This is a genomic window from Pseudoalteromonas sp. SR45-4 (genome assembly GCF_014163535.1).
Taxonomy (GTDB): Bacteria; Pseudomonadota; Gammaproteobacteria; order Enterobacterales; family Alteromonadaceae; genus Pseudoalteromonas; species Pseudoalteromonas nigrifaciens.
On sequence record NZ_JACJDO010000002.1, the window covers coordinates 37,790 to 51,945 of the forward strand.

Annotated in this window: 8 protein-coding genes; all 8 read left to right on the forward strand. The window is 39.4% G+C overall.

All coding sequences use genetic code 11. The features are described from left to right. Nucleotide 1: 1 nt before the first annotated feature. Nucleotides 2-1,366 carry a DUF1329 domain-containing protein gene (locus H5058_RS01380; RefSeq protein ID WP_179807007.1) on the forward strand — a complete coding sequence of 455 codons (1,365 nt, stop codon included), beginning with the start codon at nucleotides 2-4 and terminating at the stop codon, nucleotides 1,364-1,366. A gap of 131 nt (nucleotides 1,367-1,497) precedes the next feature. Next, entirely contained in the window at nucleotides 1,498-2,493 is a 996-nt protein-coding gene (locus tag H5058_RS01385) for a YCF48-related protein (protein WP_182676618.1), read from the forward strand. Continuing rightward, nucleotides 2,493-4,814 (forward strand): RND family transporter, encoded by a 2,322-nt coding sequence (locus H5058_RS01390; protein ID WP_182676620.1) that lies wholly within the window; start codon nucleotides 2,493-2,495, stop codon nucleotides 4,812-4,814. Before H5058_RS01385 ends, H5058_RS01390 begins: the two co-directional genes overlap by 1 nt. Nucleotides 4,815-5,024: 210 nt before the next feature. After that, nucleotides 5,025-9,854: an NAD-glutamate dehydrogenase gene (locus H5058_RS01395; protein ID WP_011328348.1), complete on the forward strand. Its 4,830-nt coding sequence runs from the start codon at nucleotides 5,025-5,027 to the stop codon at nucleotides 9,852-9,854. A 136-nt stretch (nucleotides 9,855-9,990) separates the two neighbouring features. Then, nucleotides 9,991-11,001: a quinone-dependent dihydroorotate dehydrogenase gene (gene pyrD / locus H5058_RS01400; RefSeq protein ID WP_182676622.1), complete on the forward strand. Its 1,011-nt coding sequence runs from the start codon at nucleotides 9,991-9,993 to the stop codon at nucleotides 10,999-11,001. A 178-nt stretch (nucleotides 11,002-11,179) separates the two neighbouring features. Next, the gene (locus H5058_RS01405; protein ID WP_011328346.1) at nucleotides 11,180-11,710 is read left to right on the forward strand and encodes a cell division protein ZapC; all 531 of its coding nucleotides are present in this window, start codon (nucleotides 11,180-11,182) and stop codon (nucleotides 11,708-11,710) included. Nucleotides 11,711-11,800: 90 nt separating this feature from the next. Continuing rightward, on the forward strand, nucleotides 11,801-13,918 hold the full coding sequence (gene rlmKL / locus H5058_RS01410; RefSeq protein ID WP_182676624.1) for a bifunctional 23S rRNA (guanine(2069)-N(7))-methyltransferase RlmK/23S rRNA (guanine(2445)-N(2))-methyltransferase RlmL: 2,118 nt from the start codon (nucleotides 11,801-11,803) through the stop codon (nucleotides 13,916-13,918). After that, nucleotides 13,911-14,150 (forward strand): glutaredoxin family protein, encoded by a 240-nt coding sequence (locus tag H5058_RS01415; protein WP_041454446.1) that lies wholly within the window; start codon nucleotides 13,911-13,913, stop codon nucleotides 14,148-14,150. Before rlmKL ends, H5058_RS01415 begins: the two co-directional genes overlap by 8 nt. Nucleotides 14,151-14,156: the final 6 nt, after the last annotated feature.

The window sequence follows — 14,156 nt, forward strand, 5'->3', positions numbered from 1 at the left end:
TATGATTAAAAAACCTACCCTCATTGCTACTGCATTTTGTAGCTTGTTTGCAAGTCACGCTGCTTTAGCTAAAATTAGCAGCGAAGAAGTTGCGCGCTTAGGTGCAGACTTAACGCCACTAGGCGCTCAAAAAGCAGGCAATGCAGATGGTTCTATTCCTGCGTGGAATGGTGGTATTACCGCAGCACCGGCAGGTTATAAAGCAGGTATGCATCACTTAGACCCGTTTAATACGGATAAAGTGTTGTTTACTATTGATAAAAGCAATATTGAAAAATATAAAGCGAACTTAAGCCCTGGCCAAATTGCGTTATTTGAAGCGTATCCTGATACCTTTAAAATGCCAGTATATGCAACTCGTCGCTCTGCTTCGTTCCCGCAATTTGTATATGATGCAACTAAGCAATTTGCACCCACTGCAGAGCTAATAGAAGGCGGTAATGGGATTAAAAGTACAGCAATTGGTATTCCATTTCCTATTCCTAAAACTGGTTTAGAGGCAATTTGGAATCACTTGCTACGTTACCGTGGTCAGTCTATTGAGCGTTTTGGCGGCCAAGCAGCACCTAACGCTTCGGGTTCGTATAACTATGTTGGTTTTGATGAGCAACTACTAGTTAAATACTCAGATCCAAGTGCTACACCTGCGCAACTGCAAGACTCAAATATTTTGTTTAAGTTTAAACAAAAAGTAACAGAGCCGGCACGCCTAGCGGGTACTGCGTTATTAGTGCATGAAACCATGGACCAAATATTAACGCCACGCCAAGCATGGACCTACAACAGTGGTCAACGTCGTGTTCGTCGTGCACCTAACGTTGCTTATGATGCACCAGGTACAGCAGCTGACAGCTTACGTACCACTGATGACTTTGACATGTTTAACGGGTCACCAAACCGTTACACCTGGACATTAAAAGGTAAGCAAGAGCTTTATATTCCATACAATAGTTATAAGCTCCATAGCGATAAACTAAGCTATGACGAAATATTAATGCCAGGACATATTAACCCTGAGCATACACGCTACGAAAAGCACCGTGTGTGGGTGGTTGAAGCTAACTTAAAAGATGATACGCGCCATATTTATAAAAAACGTGTGTTTTATATTGATGAAGATAGCTGGCAAGTACAGGTTACCGATATTTACGATAACCGTGACCAACTTTACCGTGTAGCTATGGCTTATGGCCTTAACTACTATGAAGTACCAACGCAGTGGAGTACGTTAGAGGTTTATCATGATTTAAACTCTCGTCGTTACTTAGCAATTGGTTTAGATAACCAGCACAAAATGTATGATTTTTCTCAGTCGTTTAACGACAATGAGTTTACATCAAGCGCATTACGTCGCGAAGGTAGATAGTTAATAGTAGGCACCTAACCGATTGGTTAGGTGCCTTTTTTCCTTTCTCATCGCGTTTGTCTTTTTGACGCGCAGGGCTTTTCCTCACCTAAATAGACAAACAATTCCCCAGTTCAAGGCGATTTAAATTTATGAAGTATTTGGTATATGCCAGCCTGATCCTCAGCGGTGCGAGTGTTGCACAAGAAACTCCTCAATTTGCTATTAGTGCAATAAACGCCGATAAAACGTTATTGACTGATATTACCCAAACTAAAGCGGGTTTAGTGGCTGTTGGTAAGCATGGCACTGTAATTACAAGTATTAATGGTATTGATTGGCAACAAGCAGAATCGGTGCCAACTCAAGTATTGTTAACTGCGGTTGATTTTACTAATGAAAACAATGGCTGGGCCTGTGGGCACGATGCAACAATAATAAATACTACAAATGGTGGTAAAACGTGGCATTTACAACAAGCTAAGCCAGAGATAGATAAACCGTGTTTAGATATTTTATTTAAAGATGAGCTACATGGTTATGCTGTGGGGGCTTATGGCATGTTTTATCAAACCAGCGACGGTGGTAAGCACTGGCAAAAACTTTTTTTAGACTCGCTATTATTTAGTGACGATAGAGAATATTTGAGTGATTTAAAAGAACACGACCCAGAAGGTTATGAAGCAGAAACAGCCTCAATTTTGCCGCACTTTAACCGCATTGAGCAAACTCCAGACGGTTTAATGTTAGTGGGTGAAATGGGCTTAATGGCAAAAAGTACCGATGCAGGCTTAACATGGCAGCGAGTTGACGAAATTTACCCAGGATCATTTTTTGCATTTAGCGCCAATGCGCAGCAAGAGGTAGTGGCAGGATTACGAGGCAATGTTTTTACTCGCCAGCAAGGTGATCAAAATTGGCAGCACCTTGATAATAAAAAAACAGCAACGATTAACAACATCATAAATTATAACAATGAACAATGGCTAATGTTGGCCAATAGCGGCGTGATTTTTCATTTGCAAAACGCTGAGCTTACACATGAGCAGTTGGCCGACGGTAAAGCAATTCTAGATGGTGTGATTTTAAATAATAAACTAATCATGGCAACAGAAGATGGCATTAAAGTGAAGGAGTTGACCCCTTAATGCATAAGATTTTAGACTTTATAGAAAATGCGATATTTAAACATCGCTTAATTATGCTTATAAGCTTTGTGCTTATAACCTGTTTATTGGCATTTAAAGCGACACAAATTCAACTTGATGCCTCGTTTAATAAAAACATTCCGTTAAACCACGATTATATGAAGGTATACACCAAACATGAAAAGCAGTTTGGTGGCGCTAACAGTATTTTAATTTCGGTGTGTGACGACAGCGGCGATATTTTTAATCCTGAATTTTTTACCCAATTAAAAGCGGTACACGACCAGCTATATTTTATCCCTGGTGTTAATCGACCTTTAGTAAATTCAATATTTTCACCCAGCGCTCGATTTGTTGAAGTAGTTGAAGATGGTTTTGCCGGCGGGCCAATAATTCCTGCTAATTTTAAAGCCGATAAACAGGGTTTAGGGGTCGTTAAAGAAAATATCGAAAAAGCGAAAGTAGTTGGGCGCATGATTGCCAGTGACTATTCGTGTGCGATGGTGACAGCGCAATTAATGGAAACCGATCCGCAAACCCAAGAAAAGCTCGATACCTTAGCATTTGCGCAAAAACTCGAAACACAACTACGTGAACCGCTAAGCACCGACAAGGTGAGTATTCATATAATTGGTTTTGCTAAAATGGCCGGTGATATAGCCGAAGGTGCAAAAGGTGTGGTGGTATTTTTTGCCATCGCGATTGCCTTTACTTTTATTATGGTTTGGCTATTTTGTGGCAGTTTAAAGCTGACTATTTTACCTATAATGTGTTCGATCATTGCTGTAATTTGGCAATTAGGGCTACTGTCGAGTTTAGGCTTTGGCTTAGATCCTATGTCTATTTTGGTACCTTTTTTAGTATTTGCAATTGGTGTGAGCCATGGTGTGCAGATGATTAACGCGATAGGTAAAAAAGTAGGCGAGGGTAAAAGTACGCGAGAATGTTGTCAGTCAAGCTTTAGAGCATTATTGATCCCAGGCGGCATTGCGTTGTTATCGGATACGGTTGGCTTTTTAACTCTGCTAACCATTGACATTGGTATTATTAGAGAGCTTGCTATAACTGCTAGTTTAGGTGTTGCGGTAATTATATTTACTAACCTAATTTTACTCCCTGTATGGGCGTCGTATATGCACTTTGAAAATAGTGTACATATTCAATCGGGTGATGCTAAAAAACCAAATATGCTTGATGCAATTAGAGATTTATTGGTTAAAGCCACCGATCCTAAAATTGCTAAAATGATAATTGCTTTTACTTTAGTATTATTTGCACTTGGTTATTGGCAAGCAGATAAAATGCGTATTGGGGACTTACATGCTGGCGCACCATCATTGCACCAAGATGCACGCTATAACCAAGACACATTTTTAATCTCGGACAAATACACCATTTCGTCTGATATCTTAAAGGTAATTGTAGAAGCGTATCCTGCAGCATGTACTGAGCATGATGTGATGCAGCGTATTAGCCGTTTTCAATACAAAGTAGAGAATGTTGCCGGTGTGCAATCAGCGGTAAGCTTAAGCTCGGTAGCGCAGTCGGTAAATGCCGGTTATAACGAAGGTAACCTTAAATGGCAAAGCCTGCCACGTAACTCTGCAAGCTTAGTACAATCTACCTCGCGGGTAGAAACCAGCACGGGGTTACTCAACGGCGATTGCTCAGTGATGCCAGTGATTATCTTTTTAGATGATCATAAAGCGCAAACAATTGACCTTGTAATTGAAAGTGTTAAACGCTTTGCACAAGAAGAGGGCACAGATAAAGTTGCGTTTAAACTCGCATCAGGCCCAGTAGGTGTAATGGCAGCCACAAACGAGTCAGTGTCAGCGGCGCAAATTCCGATGATGCTGTATGTTTACGGCGCTGTAATTGCTTTGTGTTTACTAAGCTTTAGAAGCGTAAAAGCAACCATTGCAGTAGTGTTACCTCTGTATGTGGTATCTACTCTTGCACAAGCACTAATGGTACAGCTGGAAATTGGCTTAACCGTATCTACACTGCCAGTTATTGCATTAGGTGTGGGTATAGGCGTTGATTATGGTATTTATATATTGTCGTCGATGATGGGGCAGTTAAAACAAAATGTACCGCTGAGTGTTGCTTATCGAAATGCGTTAATTGAGCGCGGTAGTGCAGTATTATTTACCGGTATTACACTTGCTATTGGCGTGAGTACTTGGATTTTCTCTGATTTGAAATTTCAAGTTGATATGGGAATTTTGCTTACCTTCATGTTTTTAGTAAATATGCTGGGTGCAGTGCTGCTTTTACCAGCAATTGGTAGCTTGCTCTGGACTGACCAGAAAAAATAAAGTGAATAAGTTTGCTCCTAAATGGCCTGTAAAGGCCATTTATATCTATAATTTGTGAATAGATGACCAAATAGCTGAAAAGCTAAAAATGTTTTCATCGTAAAAGGCTGTTTATTAGTTGTAAACGAGTTAGAATTTGCTCGACTCCACGCTAATAAATGCTGTACAAATATTCTGCTATTAAGCAGTAATAGATTTAAGGAATAAACAATGACACGAAATGAAGGTCAAGCCTCAGTTATTTTAGATAATGTTTGTAAGCTTATCCACAAAAAAGTTCGCGCTGATAATGTGTTACTCGTTGAAAAATTCGCCAAAGCCTTGTACAGCAATATGTCTAAAGAGGATTTGGCTAATCGTAACGATAGTGACTTATATGGTGCTGCACTAAGCCTTTGGAATTCGCTAGAAAAGAACACGTCTGATGACGCGGTTATTCGCGTTTTCAACCCAGAAGTGGCAAAAGATGGCTGGCAGTCATCGCATACCATTGTTGAGATTATAGCTAAAGACATGCCGTTTTTAGTTGATTCAGTACGTATGGCCATGACTCGTGAAAATATTGCCTCTCACTTATTACTACATAGCCCGCTTAAAATCCAACGAGATGAAAATGACAAAATCTCAGGTTTATCTGGTTTAAAAGCAGAGCAAGAATCAACCTCGACCAAAACAGTATTCTTTATTGAAATTGACCGTCAAACAGATTCAGCTGTGATTGAGTCTTTCAAACAAGAGTTAGAGTCTGTGCTTACAGATGTGTCGGTAGCGGTAGAAGACTGGCAGCCAATTCGCGAAAAGCTAATTGCAGTTAGTAAAGAGCTACCAAAACGTCGTGCTGGCAAAAATAATGCTGAAGTAGATGAAACGGTTGAGTTTTTAGACTGGTTAGTTAAAGACAACTTTACCCTAATGGGCTATCGCCAATATGAGTTATCGCCAATACAGGGTGATTACGAGTTAAAAGGCGTAATGGAAACCAGTTTAGGTTTGATGAAAAATGCCGGTGTAGAACACACTCGTCTACTTTCTGAATTACCAGAAGCTGCTCGCCAAGATGCGCGTAGTAGTAACTTACTAATTTTAACTAAAACTAACTCATTATCACGCGTACATCGTCCGGCTTATATCGACTATGTTGGTGTAAAACGTTTTGATGACAAAGGCAATGTTATTGGTGAGGATCGCTTTATTGGCTTGTTCTCGTCAAACTTTTATAACTACAGTGCGGCAGACGTACCGGTTCTTAAAAGTAAAATTGACCGTATTATGCAAATGTGTGATTTTGCCAAAGGCACCCATGCTTATAAAGCGGTGCTTAATATTTTAGAAACCTACCCGCGAGATGAACTTGTACAAGCCCGCGAAAGCGAATTGCTAGAAGTTGCAATGGGCGTGTTGCAAGTACAAGAGCGTGATATGTGTCGCTTGTTTGTACGTAAAGATGCCTATGGACGTTTTTTCTCATGTATGGTTTATGTACCACGTGAGCGCTATAACACGGCACTGCGTCATGAAACGCAAAATATTTTAGCAAATGCATTTAATTCTGACGAAAAAGTCGAATTTACAACCTATTTCTCTGAGTCAACACTAGCCCGTACTCATTATACCGTGCGTGTGACTGATAATAATATAGAGTATAAAGTGAAAGACATTGAAAACAATTTAGTTGAAGCGGCCCGTACTTGGGAAGATAAATTACAATCAGCCTTACTAGAGCAAGCTGGCGAAGCACGCGGTAATGAATTAAACCGTAAGTATGCTCAAGCATTTGCTCGCTCATATAAAGATGAAGTATTACCAAGTGCAGCTGTTGTTGATATTGAAAAGCTAGAAATGCTTAACGATGAAAACAAACTTGAAATGTTATTTTATCGCCCGCAAGAAGAAGCTAACAGCAATGTTGTGCGTTTAAGCTTATTTCATAAAGATGAGCCTATTCACTTATCTGATGTGATGCCGATGCTAGAAAACTTTGGCTTACGCGTCGTTGGCGAAACACCTTATTCAGTTAAAACTAGCGATGGTAGCATTAATTGGATCATGGATTTCTCTATGCTAATTGATAGCAAAGGGATGGCAGATTTTGATAAAATTTCAGCACGTTTTCGCGCTGCGTTAACCAGTGTTTGGAATAACCGCTTAGAAAACGACGGTTTTAACCGTTTAGTATTAATGGGTGGTCTTACTGGGCGTGAAGCGTCAATATTACGTGCGTACGCTAAATACATGCGCCAAATTGGGGTTACCTTCTCGCAAGCTTACATTGAAGGCACTTTTGCAAATTATCCACACATTGCAGCAAAAATTGTTAACTTGTTTACTAAAAAGTTCTCAGTTAAAAGCCCTGCAAGTGAAAAAACACTTGAAAAGCTTAGTACAGAAATATATTTAGAACTTGAAAACGTAGCCAATCTTGATGATGACCGTATTATACGTTTATACGTTGATATGATAGTGGCAACACTGCGTACTAGCTTCTTTCAAAAAGATGGCAATGGCCAATTTAAATCGTATGTATCGTTTAAAATTAAGCCAAGCTTAATTCCTGGCGTACCATTACCATTACCGGCGTTTGAAATTTTTGTATATTCTCCGCGTATTGAAGGTGTGCATTTACGATACGGTAGTGTTGCCCGTGGTGGCTTGCGTTGGTCAGATCGCCGTGAAGATTTCCGTACTGAAGTACTTGGCTTAGTTAAAGCACAACAAGTGAAAAATGCGGTAATTGTGCCAGTAGGTTCTAAAGGCGGTTTTGTTTGTAAACAATTGCCAACTGAGCGTGAAGCATTCTTAAAAGAAGGCCAAGAGTGTTACAAAATCTTTATTCGTGGTTTGTTAGATATCACAGATAATATTGTACAAGGTGAAATTGTTGCGCCTGTAGATGTAACTCGCCACGATGGCGATGATGCTTATTTAGTTGTAGCAGCCGATAAAGGTACTGCAACTTTCTCTGATATTGCTAATGGCATTGCAAATGAATATAACTTTTGGCTAGGTGATGCGTTTGCATCAGGTGGCTCAGTGGGTTATGACCATAAGAAAATGGGTATTACAGCACGTGGCGCGTGGGAATCAGTTAAACGTCATTTCCGCGAAATGGATATTGATTGTCAAACAACCGATTTTACCGTGGTAGCTATTGGCGATATGGCAGGGGATGTATTTGGTAATGGTATGTTGTTATCTAAACATACTCGTTTACAAGTTGCATTTAACCATATGCATATTTTTATTGACCCAACACCAGATGCAGCAGCAACGTACCCTGAGCGTGAACGTTTATTTAAATTACCGCGTTCATCGTGGGAAGACTTTAATAAAGATTTAATTTCTGCCGGTGGTGGTGTTTTCTCTCGTGCGGCTAAGTCGATTACACTAAGCCCAGAAATGAAAAAAATGTTAGGCACTAAAAAAGCCAGCATGACACCAACTGAACTGATCAAAGCTGCGCTAATGATGGATTACGATCTATTGTGGAATGGTGGTATTGGTACTTATGTTAAGAGCAGCAAAGAGACTGACGCCGATGTAGGGGATCGTGCAAACGATGCACTGCGTATTAACGGTGGCGAGCTAGGTGCTAAAGTATTTGGCGAGGGCGGTAACTTAGGTGCAACTCAGTTAGGACGTATTGAATTTGCAGCGAAAGGCGGCCGTGTTAATACTGACTTTATTGATAATGTAGGTGGCGTTACTTGTTCAGATAACGAAGTTAATATTAAGATTTTACTTAATGGTTTAGTTACCTCAGGTGACTTAACGCGCAAGCAACGCGATGAACTTTTATACGCTATGACAGACGAAGTGTCTAAGCTGGTATTGAATGATTGTTATCGTCAAACACACACTATTTCAATTACTCAATCTAAAGGCTCATCAACGCTTAAAGAGAAAATTCGCTTTATTCATGCTCTTGAAAAAGAAGGCAAGCTAAATCGTGCGATTGAGTTTATCCCAAGTGATGAAGAATTAGCAGAACGTGCAGCAGCTGGCAAAGACTTAACACGTCCAGAGTTAGCGATTTTAGTGTCGTACTCTAAAATGGTGCTTAAAGAGTCATTTGTTACAGATGAAATTACGGAAAATCCATATTACCGTCAATTGTTAGTTAATTCGTTCCCGTTACCACTGCGTGAGAAGTTTAACGAAGCGATGGATAATCACCCACTTCGTAAAGAAATTATTGCCACTAAACTGGCTAATCAAATTGTTAACGATATGGGCCTTAACTTCATGGTGCGTATGCATGAAGAAACCGGTGCAAATGAAGCTGAAATTGCTTTATGTTATTCAATTGCCAGCGAGTTGTTCCAAATGAGCGATACGTGGGCCTCGGTTGTTGCACTTGATAATAAAATTCCGGCTGCTGTACAAACCGAAATGCTATACCAATTACGTCGCACGGTTCGTCGTGTAACACGTTGGTTCTTACGTCATCGCAACAAAGCACAAACAATTACCCAAACAGTTGAATTTTTTGCGCCAACATTTGCAGATTTAAGTGCTAATTTAACAACGTATATGGTTGATAAAGAAGGCGAGCTTTTAGTTGCAGCTGCCCAAGAGTTAACACAAAGTGGTGTGCCTGCAGAACTAGCTAATCGCATTACTGGTTTATCTAGCTTGTTTTCTGCTATGGACTTAGCTGAAATCTCAGCAAGTTCGAAACAAAGTATCGATACTGTATCGCATACTTACTTCAAGCTTGGTGCAAACATGGGCTTACATTGGTTCTTAGAGCAAATTACTAAGCAACCAGTAGCAAACCATTGGCAGGCATTAGCGCGTGCATCGTACCGCGAAGAGCTTGATTGGCAACAACGTACATTAGCAGAAGTGGTATTAAACGGTTTTGCCGATGATAACAAAGATGTTAATGGCCAAATTGAGCAATGGATGGATAGCCAAGAGTTATTATTACAACGTTGGAAGCAAATGCTTGCAGAGTTTAGAACATCACAAACTCACGATTTTGCTAAGTTTTCAGTAGCACTACGTGAACTCATGTTATTAAGCCATAACTGCGTGTAATAGAATAAAAACCATAATTAATGCCTACTCATTATTTTCCTTGGTGAAAATAATGAGTTAATGGTTAAAATTGTTATACAATACCTCGGCCTAGTCTGAGGTATTTTTTTGTCTGCATTTTAAGAGGATTATATTCATGTTTTACGATTTAGCTCGCCGTTTTATGTTTACCCGTGATGCGGAGTGGGCGCATGAGTTCGCTCTTAATAATTTAAGTCGTTTTGCCAATACACCATTAAGCGCTGCTTGGTCACAAAATATTGTGAATAAACCAGTTAATTTTTTAGGCTTAGAACTTAAAAACCCCGTTGGTCTTGCTGCAGGGCTTGATAAAAATGCAGAGTGTATTACTGCATTTGCACAAATGGGCTTTGGTTTTGTTGAAGTGGGTACAGTTACTCCGCGCCCACAAGCTGGTAACGATAAACCACGTATGTTTAGATTGCCGCAGTCAAATGCCATTATCAATCGCATGGGATTTAATAACAAAGGCGTTGATAATTTAGTTAATAACGTTAAAGCAGCCCACTATACCGGTATTTTAGGTATTAACATTGGTAAAAATAAAGACACACCGAATGAGCAAGGCAAAGACGATTACATACATTGCATGCGCAAGGTGTTTGAACATGCCTCGTATATAACTGTTAATATTTCATCGCCAAATACCCCAGGGCTTCGTGATTTACAATACGGTGCAGCCCTTGATGATTTACTACAAAGTTTGAAAAACGAGCAGCTTGATCTTGTTGCTAAACATGGTAAACAGGTACCTATGCTGGTAAAAATTGCGCCAGATTTAGATCCAATCCAAATTGCTCAAGTAAGTGAATCTTTACTAAGTAATAAAATAGATGGGGTAATTGCTACCAATACTACACTTGAGCGTAGCATGGTTGCGGGTCAGCAATATGCTGACGAAGCCGGTGGTTTATCGGGGCAGCCAGTTAGGGAGCGTGCGACGCATGTAGTTAGCGAGTTAAAGCGTTTAACTAATGGGCAGTTACCTATTATAGGTGTAGGCGGTATTGACGATGTGTCATCGGCGAAAGAAAAAATAAACGCAGGTGCCGATTTAGTACAAATTTATACTGGCTTTATTTATAAAGGCCCGCAATTAATTAAATCGATAGTTGATAGTTTATAAAAATAGGGCTACTTAGCCTTAAAAGTTAAGTTTGTTTTAACACTAAAAGGCTAACTTGCCCTCTAAGCTTTTGATCGTTCAATAAATGTTCTAATAAAACATTTTAAAAATGATTAAAAGCGGCTATACTTTGTTCTTATTGTTTTTATTATATTTAAATGCTAAGCGTGGAGGGGATATGTTACAAGCATCAAAGCAATGGCAGTGGATATCTTGCGCCAAAAAAAACCGCTTATTACTTGATTTAAATGAAGATATGCAGCTCTGCACTCCTTATAAGTTAAGACAACTTACTGACAGTACATTTAAAAACCCTTATTTTAGCTTAGAAGATGCCGCTTTTTATGAACAAGTTTATCAATATCTTGTGCAATTTAAGCTGTGGAATCCAGCGCAATTATGTCAAATATCACTCAATGCAACCGCAGTGAAATTTCAATTAAAGCCAGTACTTGCTAAAAGTTGGTTTTTTGAGCAATACACAGGAAGCACTCCAAGTACTGAAGCCGTTATTAATTTAACCTCTAAAGCGCAGTCGGGAGAGTTTTTAATTGTAGAGCACAGCAGTGATGCATCTGTGTGTATTAACCTAAGTGAAAATTTTCAATTAGATGATAATTTATCATTAGTACAGTTTGAAGCCATTCGCGTTTTAAACAATCGTGTACATCCTCTCTTAAATCAACATATTCATAGCAAAATAGCTTAATCTAATTTTATTTTCAGCCCGTGTTTATGGCGTGTTTGTATGCAAACCTATGTTATAATCCTGCGCAATTAGCTATTAAGGGTTACTACTTTGCAATTTATCGCACTTACTTCTATCGGAATCGAAAATTTATTGGTTGATGAACTAACAGAACTTGGCGCAACTGTGTCTAAGCAAACTGTTGGTTCTGTTCGCTTTGAGGCAGACTCATTATTGGCGCAAAAGGTGTGTTTATCGACTCGCTTTGCTACGCGCGTGCTTATGCTTATTGAAGAAAAAGAAGGCGTAGATGACAAAAATAGCCTGTATAACTTTGCTCGCTCACAACCATGGCAAGAATGGTTTGGGCCTACACAAACGTTTGCTGTCGACTTTAATGGCACCAACGACTCATTAAAAAATACACAGTTTTCTGGTTTAGTTATAAAAGATGCCATAGTTGATTACTTTAACGACTTATTCGAGCAGCGCCCTAATGTTGATAAACAAGACGCTAATGTGCGTGTGGTTGCGCGTTTAAATCGTTATGGCGTATCTATGTATATAGATTACTCTGGCCCGCGTTTATCTGAACGTGGTTACCGACAGGGCCAAGGTAAAGCACCTATAAAAGAGCATTTAGCAGCGGCATTAATCAAACGCAGCGGCTGGCTTGAAAATGTAAATCAGCCTTTGTTTGACCCATGTTGTGGTGCAGGTACTATTTTAATTGAAGCTGCCGGTATGGCGCGCAACGAAGCTCCCGGCTTATTTCGCGAAGGCTTAGCATTTGAGCGCTTACCAAGTTTTAGAGCTGCGAAATTTAAAGAGCTAAAAGAAGAATTGCTGGGCAATATTATAGACCCTAAATTATGGCTCATTGGCCACGATTACGACGCTCAAGTATTAGGTAAAGCAATTGATAACGCAAAACGTGCTGAGCTAGACGATATTATTAAGTTTAAACAAAGTGATGCAACTAAACTAACCGCAGTGGCTAAATTACCTGGCGTAGTTATATCTAACTTACCTTATGGTGAGCGTATTGGTTCTATGGCTGAGCTTGTAGATTTACATCGTAATTTAGGCGTGGGCTTTAAAAAGCACTTCAATCATTGGAAGCTTGCTTTACTGGGTATGGATGAGAGCTTATTTAAGCTGTTAAAGTTGGTTAGGCTGAAACGTTATAAATTTAAAAATGGCCCGTTAGATGTTGAACTTAACTTGTATCAACTTGATGACAAACAAGTAAGCCTGACAACCGATGATAAAAAAGCGCTGAATTTTGAAGGTTCAATGTCTTTTGCTAATCGATTGAAAAAGAACAAGCAGGGTTTAAAAAACTGGCTTAAGCAAAACGAAATTACAGCATACCGTGTATACGAAGCTGATATTCCTGAGTACAACGTTGCTGTAGATATTTACGGTGACTCAGCGGTTATTTTTGAATACGCAGCCCCGAAAGAAATTGATGAAAAAACGTCTGAAAAACGCTTACAAGATGTGATCAGCTTAACCGCTGAACAACTCAAAATAGCACCAGAGAATATTGCTGTAAAAGTACGTAAAAAGCAAAAAGGCGAAGAGCAATACACGCCAATGGCTAAACAAAACCGCACTATGGTGGTTGAAGAGTTTGGCGCTAAGTTTAAAGTGAATTTATTTGATTACTTAGACACAGGCTTGTTTTTAGATCACCGTTTAATGCGTCGTTATATTCAAGAAAACGCCAAAGATAAGCGCTTTTTAAACTTATTTGCCTACACAGGTACAGCGTCAGTACATGCAGCACTTGGTGGCGCTAAAGCAATTACCACGGTTGACTTGTCAAAAACCTATTTAAAATGGGGCCAAGACAACTTTGATTTAAATAATATTAGTAATACTCGCTACCGTTTTGAGCAAGCAGATTGCTTAAAGTGGCTAGAGCATGCGACGGCGCAGTACGATTTAATCTTTTTAGATCCCCCGACGTTTTCAAACTCTAAGCGTATGAAAGATGCATTTGATGTGCAGAGCGATCATATTAAGTTATTAACTTGGGTTAAAAAAATATTAAGCCCGTCGGGTACGCTTATTTTTTCTAATAATAAACGTGGCTTTGTTATGGATGAAGTGGGTTTAATTGGCTTGGGCTTAAAAGCGGTTAATATTTCTGACAAAACCTTATCGCCTGATTTTAAGCGTAATAAAAAAATTCATAATAGCTGGTTAATTACCCATGGCTAAGTGGATTTTATATCACACAGATGGTTGTCATTTGTGTGAACAAGCTGAGCAATTAATTAAGGGATTAGTTAATAGCCACAATGAATTATTGCTAGTAGATATTATGACTGATGATCAGCTTATTGCTGATTATCAGGTTAGTATTCCGGTATTTAAAAGTGAGCAAGGCCAACAATTATTTTGGCCTTTTACTGCACTAGACGTGCGTGAATTTTTAGCGCAAGCAGAATAAGAGCAA